The sequence below is a fragment of the Brevundimonas sp. GN22 genome (genome assembly GCF_054824005.1).
This window is the reverse complement of record NZ_JSYD01000183.1, coordinates 33,243-46,172: the sequence shown is the minus strand read 5'-3', so window position 1 is coordinate 46,172 and position 12,930 is coordinate 33,243. Positions and strand designations below refer to the sequence as shown.

Sequence of the window (12,930 nt, the reverse complement as noted above, 5' to 3'; positions counted from 1 at the left end):
GATTGAACCTGTGACCCCTACGATGTCAACGTAGTGCTCTCCCGCTGAGCTACGCGTCCGCCTGTTCTGCGGCCCGTCCAAGTTGCCTTGGTGGGCGGGAAGGCCCGTCGTATAGCCGCGGATTTACGGAATCGGCAAGAGGTTTTTTCAACCTTTTCCGATATTTTTGAGATTACGCTGCAATCATACGATCGACCTCGTCGACCAGGTCCTTCAAATGCACAGGCTTGGCCAGAACCTTGGCTTGGGGCGAAGCCTGCGCCGCCGTAAGGGCTACGGCTGCAAATCCCGAAATGAACATGATCTTCATTCCGGGATCGCGCGCACTCGCATTGCGGGCCACTTCGATGCCGTCCGCGCCCGGCATAACAATGTCGGTTAGCAGCAGATCAAATGGATGGACTTCGAGCGCATCGATGGCGTCGTCGCCGTTCTCGCAATCGATGACGTCATGCCCGGCCCGCTCCAATGCGCGTTTCAGGAAACCGCGAAGGGAGGAATCATCTTCGGCCAGAAGAATACGCGCCATTAGAATCTCTGAGGTGATGTCGTCGTTGCAGTTCAGCTAACATCGACGTGTAAACCAGCAATGAAGGTCAGGCCACCACCGCGCGAATTACGACCATTCAGGACGCGTAAATCGAATTGCTCTAAGACAGGAAGGTATGGACGCCGCCTCCCTCACTCCGTCTGGCCTGCAAAGGGACAGTGATGCCTTCGAGGTGCATCGTCCCGCGACGGATCGCGTGACCGGTCTAGTGTTTTGCTCTCCGCATTCGGGGTCAATCTATCCTGAAGACATGCACTCCGATCTCGACGAGACACGCTTGCGGTCGGTCGAGGACGCCGCAATGGATCGTTTGATCGCTAGCGGTATGTCGGCAGGGGCCACGCTATTGCTGGCGCGCTATGGGCGGGCCTATGTCGACCTGAATCGCGCCGAGACCGACCTTGATCCGGCGCTGATTGCCGACTGTCCCTTTGATCAACCGACCCCGAAAACCATTGCGGGCTATGGCGTGTTGCACCGGGTCAGCGGCGATGGCGAGCCGCTGTATCAACGGCGGCTCACCCTGGCGGAGGCCGAGGCGCGACTGGACAAGGTTCATCGCCCCTATCATCGACAACTGACCCGGTTGATGCACGACGCGCGCAAAGAGGCCGGTCGGGCTGTGTTGATCGACTGGCATTCCATGCCCAGGCGCGCCACAGGTCCGAACGGGCCGGACATCGTGCTCGGGGACCGTCATGGCTCAAGTTGCGATTCGGTGTGGACCCGTAGCCTGCGTGCTCTGTTCGAAGCGCAGGGGTGGCGCGTGGGTCTGAACCGCCCCTATGCCGGCGGCTATGCGACCCAGCTCTGGGGCCAGCCCGAGGATGGTTTTCACGCAGTGCAGATCGAAGTGAACCGGCGTCTGTATTGGGACGAGGGCTCACACACTCCTGCGGCAGGTTGGAAGCGCTGCGAAACCGCTTTGAGACGGGTCATCGCACAGTTCTGCGCCATGGCCGAAGCCGACACAGGCGTGCGCAGATAAAAAAAAGCCGCGCCAAACCGGCGCGGCTATAAAAGTCTATAGGGAGGAAACGCCCAGGAAGGGCGAGACGCTCAAAAGCGTCAGACCTCAACTTAGGTTGCAGCGCACAAAATATCAACCACGGATTCGCGACCTTCTTTCACGGCGTGTTTCGGAAGTTGTCACAAAATGCCGAAACCGCGGGCCTCGATGCTCGTTGCAGCATGAATCGTGCGACTAAGGTCGCAATATATCGGTGCTATTTATTTTCCAGCATACGTCTGGCGGCACGCACAGCCTGTGCGGCGGGCGAGGCGGACTGACGCCACAGTAGCAAGGCCATCACCGATACGACGCTGAGCAGCAGCCAGACCGAACCAAACAACCACGCTGCACCTGCTAAGGCGAAATAATAGCCGCGCACCCCGCGATTGAAGGACGCGAGCGCAGGATTGAGAACCTTGCCCACCGTCACGCCAAACGCATCGCGATCAACCTCGTCACCGATTTCCGGGGCGGCACCGATCAGGGCGACAGTGTAGTTGAGCTGTCGCAGGGCCCAGACGAAATCGAGCAATCCGCGCGCGAGCGTCAGAAGAACCAGCGCCAGCTTGCCTTCCAGCAAACGTACAGGTGCCGCGTCGGCACTGACGGCCATAATGCCGCGTATCGCGCTTTCTCCCCCGAACAACACCCCTGCCACTGCGGCGATAAGGATCAGGTTCGTCGAGGCAAAGAAGGATGCCGAGGACATGGTGTGGCCCATCAACTGGCTGTCCACCAGCCGGAGCTGGCGCACGGTCATGGCGCGCATCCACGCATCGCGCACCACCAGCATGTCCGAGTTTAGCGATCCCGCGTGACGGGCGATCACTTTCAGCAGGGGATCATAGCCGATCCACACCAGCAAAAAGACAATCAGTGCAATCCAGTCCAGCAACTGCATATTCTTCAAACCCGCTATGGCATCCGGACCATCGTCGACTTAATCCAACCGACGCTTGCCCCAAGGCGTCGCAAAGCTTATCACGCCCGCCAACTTCTTTCGCATCTGCAATAGAGCACGAACATGAACATCGACGCCATTCCGGTCGGTAAGGACGCTCCGTGGGACGTCAACGCCATCATCGAAATCCCGGCCAGCGGCTCGCCGGTCAAGTACGAGATGGATAAGGAATCGGGCGCTCTGTACGTCGACCGCTTCCTGTCGACCCCGATGGTCTATCCGGCCAACTACGGCTTCATCCCGCACACCCTGTCGGACGATGGCGACCCGTGCGACGTGCTGGTGCTGAGTCCGTATCCGGTTGTCGCTGGCAGCGTTCTGCGCTCGCGTCCGATCGGCGTGCTGATCATGACCGACGAAGCTGGCCGCGACGAAAAGATCCTGTGCGTGCCGGTCGATAAGATGACCCCGTTCTACAAGGACGTCACCTCGTACGAACAACTGCCGGAAATCCAGCTGCAGCAGATCGAGCACTTCTTCACCCGCTACAAAGACCTCGAAAAAGGCAAGTTCGTGAAGATCGACCGTTGGGGCTCGGCTCAGGAAGCTGCTGACCTGATCGTTGCCGGTCAGGCTGCACACCAAGCCAAGCTGGCCGCCAAGTAAAACCGGCCTCGGGTTAAAGATTTAAGGGCGTTGCGGGTAACCGCAGCGCCCTTTTTCTTGGCCCCTACCCTCGCCCGCGTTATGGCATGCGGAGCATTCAGGAGTGTTGCCACCATGATGACCGCCATCTTCGTCTTCATCAAATGCGAGCTGGGCTTCGCCAATGATGTAGCGGCCGATCTAGTCGATAACGTTCAGCACATCAGCGAGGTTTATTCGATCTCGGGTGATCATGATCTGCTGGCCAAATTCCACCTGCCCAAGGACATGGACATCGGCACCTTCGTGACCAAACAGGTCCAGACCCGTCCTAATATCCGCGACACCTATACCGTCATCACCTTCTCGCCCTTCCTGCCCACGAAGGGGTGATCGACGGACGCCGTCCTAGACAGTAGCCAATCGAAACGCATGTGATAACGTCGTTCCCGAAGGTGGCCCGCCAGAGGCCGCCAACAAGGGGAAACGACCACGATGAGCGATCTGGAAGCGTTCCGCGCCGAGGTGCGGAGCTGGCTGGAAGAAAACTGTCCGCCCGAAGTGCGCGGGCCGATTGAATCCGAAAACGATATGATTTGGGGTGGCCGCAAGGCCACCTTCAAGACGCCCGCCCACAAGCTCTGGATGGAGCGGATGGGATCGCGCGGCTGGACCGCGCCGGAATGGCCGGCCGAATACGGCGGTGGCGGCCTGTCGCGCGCCGAAGCCAAGGTGCTCTCCAGCGAACTGCGCCGTATCAAGGCGCAGCCTGCGCTGAACAGCTTCGGCATCTGGATGCTCGGCCCTGCGCTTCTGGCGTTCGGCACCGAAGAGCAGAAGAAGCATTTCCTGCCGCAGATTGTGCGCGGCGAAATCCGCTGGTGCCAGGGCTATTCCGAGCCGGGCTCGGGCTCCGACCTCGCCTCGCTGCAAACCCGTGCCGAGGATCCTTCTCCAGATAATGGGGGCGACCACTGGATCGTCAACGGCCAGAAGATTTGGACCTCCTACGCTGACAAGGCCGACTGGATCTTCTGCCTCGTCCGCACCGACCCGACGAACAAACATCGCGGCATCAGTTTTGTGCTGTTCGACATGGAAACGCCGGGCGTCTCCACCCGCCCCATCACCCTCATCTCCGGCAAGTCGCCTTTCTGCGAGACCTTCTTCGACAATGTGCGCGTCGAGAAAGCCAATCTCGTGGGCGAACTGAACCGTGGCTGGGACGTCGCCAAATATCTGCTGGCGCACGAGCGCACCATGATCGGCGCTATGGGCGAAGGCATGGGCCGCCCTCTGGGCGAGGTTGCCCGCGATAGCATCGGCACCGACGAGCAGGGCCATCTGGATGACCCCATGCTGCGCGCCCGCATCGCCGAATGGGAGCTGGACGGCGCGGCCTTCAGGCTGGCGATGGACAGCGCCGTGGACCGTATGAAGGCCGGACAGGCGCATCCGGCGCTGGCGTCCGTGTTGAAATACTATGGCTCGGAACTGAACAAGCGCCGTTTTGAACTGCTTATGTCAGCAGGGGGCTATGACGCGCTGGAGTGGGAGGGCGAGCGTTCACATGATGGCGACACCGCCCGCAACTGGCTGCGTACCAAGGCCAACTCCATCGAGGGCGGGACCACCGAGGTCCAGCTCAACATCATCGCCAAACACCTGCTGAACCTGCCGGGAGCTTAAGCCATGCCTTTGATCCTGACTGAAGAGCAGGTGATGCTGAAAGATGCCGTGCACGGCTTCCTGAGCGAGAACGCGCCTATCAAACACTTGCGCCAGTTGCGCGACAGCCGTGATGCCGATGGCGTCTCGCGCGATCTGTGGCGGGCCTTTGGCGAGATGGGCTTTGCCGGTGTGATCATTGGCGAGGAACATGGCGGCTCGGGCCTTGGAGCCGTCGAGGCGGGCGTGATCGCCGAAAGCCTTGGCCGCACCCTTACGCCCTCGCCCTTCCTCGGCTCGTCGGTCCTGTCGGCCACGGTGTTGAAGGAGGTGGGCAACACTGATCAGCAGTTCTGGCTATCCAAGATTGCTGCGGGCGAGGCCATCGTCTCGCTAGCCGTCGATGAGGGCCCCAAACACGCCCCGCACAAGTTCACCACCCGCTATGAGCGCAGCGGCAACGGCTTCAAGCTGGACGGGGCCAAGGCTATGGTTCTGGACGGCCATATCGCCGATTCCCTGATCGTCGCCGCCCAAGGCGATGACGGCCTCAGCCTGTTTCTGATCAACCCGAAGACGGTGGGCGTAAAGGTCGAGCGCACCGTCATGGTCGATGCCCACAACGCCGCCCGCATCACCCTGTCCAACGTCGAGGTCGATGCCGATGCCCTACTGGGCGAGGTCGGGGGCGGACAGGCAGCGCTCGACAAGGCGCTATCGCTGGGCCGCGCCGTCACGGCGGCCAGTTTGAATGGCGCAGGCGACCAAGCCTTCCACATCACCGTTGAATACCTGAAAACCCGCCAGCAGTTCGGCAAGCTGATCGGCGAGTTTCAAGCCCTGCAGCACCGCGCCGCCCACCTGTATACCGAACTGGAACTGACCAAGGCGGCGACGCTGGGGGCGCTCCAGGCCGTCGACGAAGGCAAGGGGGGTGCTGACCTCTCCACCTCCATCGCCAAGGCCAAGGCCGGCCGCGTCGCCGAACTGGCGGTGCAGGAAGGCGTACAGATGCACGGGGGCGTCGGCATGACGGACGAGTTCGACATCGGCCTGTTCATGAAACGGGTCCGCGTGCTGAACGAGACGCTTGGGGACAGCCACTATCACCTGAACCGTCTGGCCACCGCACGCGGTTATTAAGCGCACTTGCTAAGCGCGGGACGGCTGGGCAAGGCTGTCGGCATGAGTGATTTGCCGCAGCCTTCCCAGCCTGCTCGTGCGCGTCGCGGGCGTCGCCTGCCCTGCGCCCCTGTTGCCCATGCCGAGGTGAAGGGGTTCAAGGACATCCGGCTGACGGTATCGGCGGCGGAAGCCTCGCTGGCGACGGCTGCGGACAGACTTTCCCTGCCCCGCTCGGGCTGGACGTCGGGGCGGTTCGACATTCTGGCCCTGTCCGGCGGCGCGGCAGGCGGGGCCTATGGCGCAGGAGCTATGACCGGCTGGACCGAAACCGGCACACGACCGGAGTTCGCATTGGTCACCGGCGTCAGTACCGGAGCCTTGATCGCCCCACTCGCCTTTCTGGGTCCGCAATGGGATGCCAAGCTGAAGGACGCCTACACCGGCGGCCATGCACGGCAGTTGCTAAGCCCGCGTCGTCTGGCCCCGATGTTCAGCGGCGGCTTGCTGAAATCGGATGCCCTTCACAGCCTCATCGAACCCTTTGTCGATGCCGACCTGATCGCAGCCATTGCCGAACAGCATGCCCGCGGGCGACGCCTGTTGGTGGCGACCACCGACCTTGACCATCAGGCCTGCTGCATCTGGGATATGGGCGCGATTGCCAGCCATGGTGGCGACAAGGCGCTGAACCTGTTCCGTGAGGTGCTGGTGGCCTCGGCCAGCCTGCCGGGCATCTTCAGTCCGCACCGGATCACCACCGAATATGACGGCTGCACCTTTGAGGAAATGCATGTCGATGGCGGTGTCTCGGCTCCGCTCTTCATTATGCCTGACGGCCTGTTGCGCTGGAACAAGCTGGGCAGGCGGCTGAAGGGCGGGCGGGTGCATGTGATCGTCAACACCATGCTGGACCCGCAGCCACGCCCTGTCGCCCCGAACCTGCCCGCCGTGATGACGCGCAGCTTCGAGGCCATGCTGCGGTTTTCCTATCGTCAGTCGCTGATTACCGCGACCACCCTGTGCGCGGCGCAAGGCATTCCGCTCAAGACCGCATCCATCCCCAACGAGATCCGTGCCAGCAATCTGCTGAACTTTGACACAGCGGCGATGGAGGCTCTGTTCAACGAAGGCCGCAAGCGAGCCATATCGGGCGAGCTATGGTCGACCGAGGTGCCGACCACGGGGCTGGAGCGCCTCGCCGAAGCGCTCAACCTGCCCAGCTTCCGCTAGGCGTCAGCCTTCCTTCTTAGAGGCCTCGGCAGCAGCCTTGGCGGCCATCTTCGCCAGTACGCGGCCACGACCCTGCGCCAGCGCATGGATCACGCCGCGGAAGGTCGCCACTTCCTGCTCGCTGAACTGGGCGCGGCCCAGCATGACGCGCAGATTCTGGCTCATGGAGCGTTTCTTCTCGGGCGGGTGGAAGAAGCCACCATTGTCGAGCTCTGCTTCCAGATGCTCGTACAAACCCATCAGTAAATCGCCGGATGCAGGCGCTTCCTGTTCGCGGAAGCTGGGCGGAGGAGCATCCATCACCGTCGTGCGCCACTCATAGGCATTGATCGCTACGGCCTGAGCCAGATTAAGCGACTGGTGGCGCGGATCGATCGGAATGGTGGTGATACCCGCACACAGCGCAATGTCGCCGGTCTCCAATCCCGAACGTTCCCCACCAAACAGCAAGCCGCACTTCAGACCCGATGCCGTTTCGTCATAGAGGATGCGCGCGCTTTCACGCGGAGTGCGCACCGGCTGGCGCGTCTCGCGCGGCCGCGCCGTCGTGGCGAAGACAATGTTCAGGTCGTGGATGGCGTCCGCCACCGTATCGAACACCTTGATGCCTTCCAACACCCAGTCTGCCCCCGATGCCGTGGCCCAGGCACGCTCCTGTGGCCAGCCGTCACGTGGACTGACAAGGCGCAGTTCCGACAGGCCGAAGTTCGCCATGACACGGGCCACCGAGCCGATGTTGTCGGCCAGCTGGGAACGGTCGAGGATGACGACGGGAGGGGTAAGTTCGCGGGGTGCATTATCGCTCATGGCGGCCTCTTTAAACGCGAAGGCCGCCCCTGCGAAGGCAGGAGCGGCCCATTGCGACCAATAGCGGTAAGTTTTTAGTCCTCGCCGACCATGGACATCCACGGATCGACCGAGCCCGCTTCGACCTCGGCCACCTTCACAGCCGGCCAGCCGACCGACGATGTGCCCGAGGCGTTCCAGGCCGCGACGGTAAAGTCGCGCAGCTGTTCGGCACCAGCCGACAGACGCTGGTTCAGGAACTCGGCACCGCGCGGATCGGCATCGCGGAACGCACCGGCCTTCTCCAGACGGTAGAAGGGGATGACCGTGCTGAGGGTGGTGTTCAGGAAGGATACCGTGCGGGTCTTCACATCAAAGCCCTCGACGTTCAGCGGAGACATAGCCGACTTGACCGTGACCGGATTCAGGGTGCGAGCCGCATAAGCCCCCTCGAAGGTGCCGTGGGTGCGGCGCGAGTTGGTGAAGCCTTCAGGATTGGTCTTACCCGCCCAACCATTGAAGTGGATGGTCGTGTGGTGCGGCTGGGATGCATCGCCCAGATAGTGGCTGAGCTGGCCGATATCGCGCAGGATAAGCTGCTCGCGGCGCAGGCGGTCTGCGCGGTACCATTCGCGCTTGGCCAGATCGGTCTCTCGTGCCTCGGCGGCATTCAGCACGCGCCAGTAGGCAAAATCACGCTCGAGGTTCTGCCATGCATCAATGATGGCATAGTGCAGATAGCCGGCATCATCGACATCCAGACCGGCACGGGTCAGGGCCGCGTCATATTCGGACTTCAGGCGCGGCATTTCAGCCAGAAGCATGCCGCGCTCGTCCATCACTCGGCCTTCATCGTCCATGTCGATGAAGTGGGCAGTGTCGCGCTCGCGATCGTGCGGCTGACCGCCACCCTTCCAGCGGTCCGGTTCGCGGGAATACTCACCGACGTCCGATGCCGCGCCCGGCGTACGCAGGAAGCCTGGCAGGGTGTCGGGCAGGGTCTGCATGCCGATCACACCGATCACGCGGTGACCCGATGCGCCCCATGCAATGACCTGAGAGGCCGGAATCGCCAGCAGCGCAAAGGCGGCGGCGGAGATCATCAGACGTTTGGCGGATCGCTTCATGGCGTTTTCCCGGTGGAAAGGGTGAAATCGTGTGCCGATCTACTCCATTCATCGCCCTACCGCCACTGCTCCGCCGTTTGACGAACGGGGAATGGCGCAATCCGCGCCGGTTAAAGAAATCTGTATGCACAGATCAATGCCGTTTACGAATGAAAATCTTGCAAATAAAGGTTTCACGAACCCGTTATCTGATTAAATCTGCGTCATCGTGTTGAGTGGAAGATGAGCATATCGGACAAATACTGCATTCGAACAGGTCTGGTTTGCTATCTCAACTGCAGGTGTTGCTGTCGCAATTCCGCCCTCATCCATATGCGACCGATGGCTAATCTCAACTAACACTATTTTGCCACAATTTGCCGTCAAAAGCCTCGCTGCCGACGGGGTAATGGTGTCGGTGCTGCCAAATGATGCCTCCATGTTAAATGCGGTTGCCGCTCTGGCTGCCCTTTGGGCCATGTCGTTCGCCGGTACGAGTGAACCTGTCCCATACGAAGCTGTCGTCGCCCAAGACGCCGCTATCGTTGAAGCCGCCGCAGAAGCGGGAACCGACGCCGTCGCAGTTGCACTGACCGACGAGCAAAAGACCCACATGGAAGCCGATCCCGACTGGCGCGCCTCGATCCGCCTGTATCATGCAGGTGGTGGTGGAGCGACCGGCAACGATTCTCTGGGATGCCGTCCGGTCGCCATGCGCACCGTAGCAACCGACCCGCGCGTTATCCCGCGCCGCACCCGCCTGTTTATTCGTGAAACGGTCGGCCTGCGCATGCCGGACGGCTCGGTCCATGACGGTTACTGGTACGCATCCGATACCGGTGGCGCGATCCGTGGCAACAAGATCGACCTTTACACCGGTCACGGCCGCCAATCGATGCGTCCGGCGATGCCTTTCAACATGAAGACGCTGACTGTAGTTGACGCAGGCGACTTCGACGGTTGTCCGCCCGCTTGGGAAAACGCCTCCAAATAAGCGCCCTCCCCGCTTGAGAGACGGCAGATAATGAAAAACGGCCACCGGATCCCTCCGGTGGCCGTTTTCATGTCTGAAAGGCCAGTCGCGCCTTATGGACGCCTTTTCAGCTCGTCGCGGATCTCGACCAGCAGGGCCTCCGTCGGCGTGGGCGCAGTGGCTTCCGGCTCTGCCGCCTGCTCGCGGCGCAGTTTGTTGACCATCTTCACCATCATGAAGATCACGAAGGCCACGATGAGGAACTGGATGCAGGTGTTGATGAAGGCACCGTATTCAATCACCGCCGGCTCACCGGTCGGATTCAACGGGCTTACCGGAAGGGTGTATTTGAGGTTGGCGAAATCCACGCCACCGATCAGCCAGCCAATCGGCGGCATCACAATCTGATCCACCAAGCTGGTGACGATCTTGCCGAATGCGCCGCCGATGATCACGCCGACCGCCAGGTCGACGACGTTACCGCGCGCAATAAATTCTTTGAATTCGCCACCCAGGCTCATGGGGCTCTCCTTAGGGTCAGACACGGCTATCGCCGCGCCTAAAGATAATCACCGGACTTCCTAAAGGAAATCAGGCGTCCCCAGAAGCGTTGAGGCGCAGTCTAAGTTCCTTGCCGCTCTTGAAAAAGGGCACGGCCTTGGCCGGAACTTCGACAGTTTCACCCGTGCGGGGATTGCGGCCCGATCGTGCAGGGCGGCTGCGAACCGAGAAGGCACCGAAGCCGCGAAGCTCTACACGACCACCGTCGGAGAGCGCATTCGTCATCTGGCCAAGGATTACATTAACCACCCGCTCGACCTCCGCATGTGTGAGGTGCAGGTTTTCCGCTGCAAGCTTTTCGATCAGTTCGGACTTGATCATTCAAGGCCCCCGCCCGTGCTTCTTCGGCGTTATCGCCATCATCGGAATGACACCTAAACACCTGATGCCCTTGGAAGAAAGGGGTAAAAAGCATCTCGCATAACGATTTTCGGCGATTAACCTCTGAATTACCCTTTTCCGCGGCAGGCAAAGAAAAAGGGTGACCGGATCGCTCCGGTCACCCTTCATCCCTTGTCATAGCGCCTAGGCGCTACGGCTCAGGCTGCATTTCGAAGGATTAGTCCTTCGAAGCGTTCTTCAGAGCGGCGCCCAGGATGTCGCCGAGCGAAGCGCCCGAGTCCGACGAACCGAACTGCTCGATAGCTTCTTGTTCGTCCTTCATTTCGAGTGCCTTGACCGACACCGAAACGCGGCGGGTAGCCTTGTCGACGGTGGTGATCATGGCGTCGATACGATCGCCGACGTTGAAGCGTTCCGGACGTTGCTCGTTACGGTCGCGCGACAGGTCCGACTTGCGGATGAAGGCGGTGACCAGAGCGTCTTCTTCACCGAACTTGACTTCGATGCCGCCGGTTTCGATTGCCGAAACGGTGACGGTGATTTGTTGGCCACGCTTGTAGACGTCGCCTTCCATCGGGTCAGCGCCCAGTTGCTTGACGCCCAGCGAGACGCGTTCCTTCTCAACGTCAACGTCGAGGACCTTGGCCTTGATGACCTCGCCCTTACGGTAGCGTTGGATGGCTTCTTCGCCCGACACGTTCCAGTCCAGGTCCGACAGGTGGACCATGCCGTCGATGTCGTTGTCCAGGCCGATGAACAGGCCGAACTCGGTGGCGTTCTTCACTTCACCTTCAACGGTCGAGCCGATCGGGTGAGCTTCAACGAAGGCTTCCCACGGGTTGGCTTGAGCTTGCTTCAGGCCCAGCGAGATACGGCGCTTGGCGCTGTCGACGTCCAGAACGATGACGTCCACTTCTTGCGAGGTGGAGACGATCTTGCCCGGGTGGACGTTCTTCTTGGTCCAGGACATTTCCGAAACGTGGACCAGACCTTCAACACCGGCTTCCAGCTCAACGAATGCGCCGTAGTCAGTGATGTTGGTGATGCGACCGGTGTACTTGGCACCGACCGGGTACTTGGCTTCAACACCATCCCACGGATCCGACTGCAGCTGCTTCATGCCCAGCGAGATACGTTGGGTGTCCGGGTTGATCTTGACGATCTGAACCTTGACGGTGTCGCCAACAGCCAGAACTTGCGACGGGTGCGACACGCGCTTCCACGACATGTCGGTGACGTGCAGCAGGCCGTCGATACCGCCCAGGTCAACGAACGCACCGTAGTCGGTGATGTTCTTGACGACGCCTTCGCGGATTTCACCCTCGGCCAGTTGGCCGACCAGTTCGGTGCGCTGTTCAGCGCGGGCTTCTTCCAGGATCGCACGACGCGAGACAACGATGTTGCCGCGCGGACGGTCCATCTTCAGGATGGCGAACGGTTGTTCTTTGCCCATCAGCGGGGTGACGTCGCGAACCGGACGGATGTCGACTTGCGAACCCGGCAGGAAGGCCGAAGCACCGCCCAGATCAACAGTGAAACCACCCTTGACGCGGCCGACGATAGCACCGTTGACCGGCTGGCCTTCAGCGAAGACAGCTTCCAGACGGGTCCAGGCTTCTTCACGACGGGCTTTGTCGCGGCTGATGACGGCTTCACCCATCGCGTTCTCGACGCGCTCCAGGTAAACTTCGACGTTGTCGCCGACCTTCGGCAGGACAGCGCCTTCGCCTTGGCCGAATTCGCGCATGGCGATACGGCCTTCGGTCTTCAGGCCGACGTCGATGATGACGATGTCTTTTTCGATGCCGACAACGCGACCGTGAACGACTTGGCCTTCGCCAAGGTCGCGGCCTTGCAGTTGTTCGTCGAGCAGAGCGGCGAAATCATCGCGGGTGGGGTTAAAGGTTTCGGTCATATGACTCTTGGGGTTGATGGGAAGGGTCTTTGCGTCTGGCTGCACGCAGCTGAACGCGAAGGGGGTGAATTCGGTTTTCGGAAGGTTGGACGATACGGGGCGCACGCCTAGGCGGC

14 protein-coding genes are annotated in these 12,930 nt (G+C 61.0%); 7 read left to right on the top strand and 7 right to left on the bottom strand.

What is annotated here, in order from left to right; genetic code table 11:
* Positions 1–172: 172 nt before the first annotated feature.
* On the bottom strand, positions 173–529 hold the full coding sequence (gene cpdR / locus OB03_RS14935; RefSeq protein ID WP_242914446.1) for a cell cycle two-component system response regulator CpdR: 357 nt from the start codon (positions 527–529) through the stop codon (positions 173–175).
* Positions 530–665: 136 nt separating this feature from the next.
* Between cpdR and OB03_RS14930 the strand changes: the two genes are divergently transcribed.
* Positions 666–1,538, top strand: a complete 873-nt coding sequence (locus tag OB03_RS14930; RefSeq protein WP_461344688.1) for an N-formylglutamate amidohydrolase — start codon at positions 666–668, stop codon at positions 1,536–1,538.
* Between the two features lie 238 nt (positions 1,539–1,776).
* On the opposite strand, the gene OB03_RS14925 is transcribed toward OB03_RS14930, so the two are convergent.
* Positions 1,777–2,463 (bottom strand): DUF599 domain-containing protein, encoded by a 687-nt coding sequence (locus OB03_RS14925; RefSeq protein ID WP_242914848.1) that lies wholly within the window; start codon positions 2,461–2,463, stop codon positions 1,777–1,779.
* A gap of 123 nt (positions 2,464–2,586) precedes the next feature.
* On the opposite strand from OB03_RS14925, the gene ppa reads away from it, so the two are divergent.
* From ppa to OB03_RS14900, 5 genes are all read left to right on the top strand, one after another.
* On the top strand, positions 2,587–3,129 hold the full coding sequence (gene ppa / locus OB03_RS14920) for an inorganic diphosphatase (RefSeq protein ID WP_242914444.1): 543 nt from the start codon (positions 2,587–2,589) through the stop codon (positions 3,127–3,129).
* A gap of 114 nt (positions 3,130–3,243) precedes the next feature.
* Positions 3,244–3,501 carry an Lrp/AsnC family transcriptional regulator gene (locus OB03_RS14915; protein ID WP_242914443.1) on the top strand — a complete coding sequence of 86 codons (258 nt, stop codon included), beginning with the start codon at positions 3,244–3,246 and terminating at the stop codon, positions 3,499–3,501.
* A gap of 102 nt (positions 3,502–3,603) precedes the next feature.
* Positions 3,604–4,797: an acyl-CoA dehydrogenase family protein gene (locus OB03_RS14910; RefSeq protein ID WP_242914442.1), complete on the top strand. Its 1,194-nt coding sequence runs from the start codon at positions 3,604–3,606 to the stop codon at positions 4,795–4,797.
* A 3-nt stretch (positions 4,798–4,800) separates the two neighbouring features.
* The gene (locus tag OB03_RS14905; protein ID WP_461344687.1) at positions 4,801–5,919 is read left to right on the top strand and encodes an acyl-CoA dehydrogenase family protein; all 1,119 of its coding nucleotides are present in this window, start codon (positions 4,801–4,803) and stop codon (positions 5,917–5,919) included.
* A 42-nt stretch (positions 5,920–5,961) separates the two neighbouring features.
* Positions 5,962–7,131 carry a patatin-like phospholipase family protein gene (locus tag OB03_RS14900; RefSeq protein WP_242914440.1) on the top strand — a complete coding sequence of 390 codons (1,170 nt, stop codon included), beginning with the start codon at positions 5,962–5,964 and terminating at the stop codon, positions 7,129–7,131.
* A 3-nt stretch (positions 7,132–7,134) separates the two neighbouring features.
* On the opposite strand, the gene OB03_RS14895 is transcribed toward OB03_RS14900, so the two are convergent.
* Together OB03_RS14895 and OB03_RS14890 are read right to left on the bottom strand one after the other, a co-directional pair.
* On the bottom strand, positions 7,135–7,938 hold the full coding sequence (locus OB03_RS14895; protein ID WP_461344686.1) for an RNA methyltransferase: 804 nt from the start codon (positions 7,936–7,938) through the stop codon (positions 7,135–7,137).
* A gap of 74 nt (positions 7,939–8,012) precedes the next feature.
* Positions 8,013–9,044, bottom strand: a complete 1,032-nt coding sequence (locus tag OB03_RS14890) for a S1/P1 Nuclease (protein WP_461344685.1) — start codon at positions 9,042–9,044, stop codon at positions 8,013–8,015.
* A gap of 418 nt (positions 9,045–9,462) precedes the next feature.
* Here OB03_RS14890 and OB03_RS14885 point away from each other — a divergent pair, with 418 nt between their 5' ends.
* The gene (locus OB03_RS14885; RefSeq protein WP_242914846.1) at positions 9,463–10,017 is read left to right on the top strand and encodes a 3D domain-containing protein; all 555 of its coding nucleotides are present in this window, start codon (positions 9,463–9,465) and stop codon (positions 10,015–10,017) included.
* A 92-nt stretch (positions 10,018–10,109) separates the two neighbouring features.
* Here OB03_RS14885 and mscL read toward each other — a convergent pair whose 3' ends face one another.
* From mscL to rpsA, 3 genes are all read right to left on the bottom strand, one after another.
* Positions 10,110–10,517 (bottom strand): large-conductance mechanosensitive channel protein MscL, encoded by a 408-nt coding sequence (gene mscL, locus OB03_RS14880; protein ID WP_242914437.1) that lies wholly within the window; start codon positions 10,515–10,517, stop codon positions 10,110–10,112.
* A gap of 70 nt (positions 10,518–10,587) precedes the next feature.
* Positions 10,588–10,878: an integration host factor subunit beta gene (locus tag OB03_RS14875; RefSeq protein ID WP_242914436.1), complete on the bottom strand. Its 291-nt coding sequence runs from the start codon at positions 10,876–10,878 to the stop codon at positions 10,588–10,590.
* Positions 10,879–11,116: 238 nt separating this feature from the next.
* Positions 11,117–12,814 (bottom strand): 30S ribosomal protein S1, encoded by a 1,698-nt coding sequence (gene rpsA / locus OB03_RS14870; RefSeq protein ID WP_242914435.1) that lies wholly within the window; start codon positions 12,812–12,814, stop codon positions 11,117–11,119.
* Positions 12,815–12,930 lie beyond the last annotated feature (116 nt).

Coding starts and splice junctions, on each gene's coding strand:
- OB03_RS14910 (WP_242914442.1), top strand. CDS start 3,604: ATGAGCGATCTGGAAGCGTTCCGCGCCGAGGTGCGGAGCTGGCTGGAA.
- mscL (WP_242914437.1), bottom strand. CDS start 10,517: ATGAGCCTGGGTGGCGAATTCAAAGAATTTATTGCGCGCGGTAACGTC.
- OB03_RS14885 (WP_242914846.1), top strand. CDS start 9,463: ATGTTAAATGCGGTTGCCGCTCTGGCTGCCCTTTGGGCCATGTCGTTC.
- OB03_RS14875 (WP_242914436.1), bottom strand. CDS start 10,878: ATGATCAAGTCCGAACTGATCGAAAAGCTTGCAGCGGAAAACCTGCAC.
- OB03_RS14890 (WP_461344685.1), bottom strand. CDS start 9,044: ATGAAGCGATCCGCCAAACGTCTGATGATCTCCGCCGCCGCCTTTGCG.
- OB03_RS14900 (WP_242914440.1), top strand. CDS start 5,962: ATGAGTGATTTGCCGCAGCCTTCCCAGCCTGCTCGTGCGCGTCGCGGG.
- OB03_RS14925 (WP_242914848.1), bottom strand. CDS start 2,463: ATGCAGTTGCTGGACTGGATTGCACTGATTGTCTTTTTGCTGGTGTGG.
- OB03_RS14895 (WP_461344686.1), bottom strand. CDS start 7,938: ATGAGCGATAATGCACCCCGCGAACTTACCCCTCCCGTCGTCATCCTC.
- ppa (WP_242914444.1), top strand. CDS start 2,587: ATGAACATCGACGCCATTCCGGTCGGTAAGGACGCTCCGTGGGACGTC.
- OB03_RS14905 (WP_461344687.1), top strand. CDS start 4,801: ATGCCTTTGATCCTGACTGAAGAGCAGGTGATGCTGAAAGATGCCGTG.
- rpsA (WP_242914435.1), bottom strand. CDS start 12,814: ATGACCGAAACCTTTAACCCCACCCGCGATGATTTCGCCGCTCTGCTC.
- OB03_RS14930 (WP_461344688.1), top strand. CDS start 666: ATGGACGCCGCCTCCCTCACTCCGTCTGGCCTGCAAAGGGACAGTGAT.
- OB03_RS14915 (WP_242914443.1), top strand. CDS start 3,244: ATGATGACCGCCATCTTCGTCTTCATCAAATGCGAGCTGGGCTTCGCC.
- cpdR (WP_242914446.1), bottom strand. CDS start 529: ATGGCGCGTATTCTTCTGGCCGAAGATGATTCCTCCCTTCGCGGTTTC.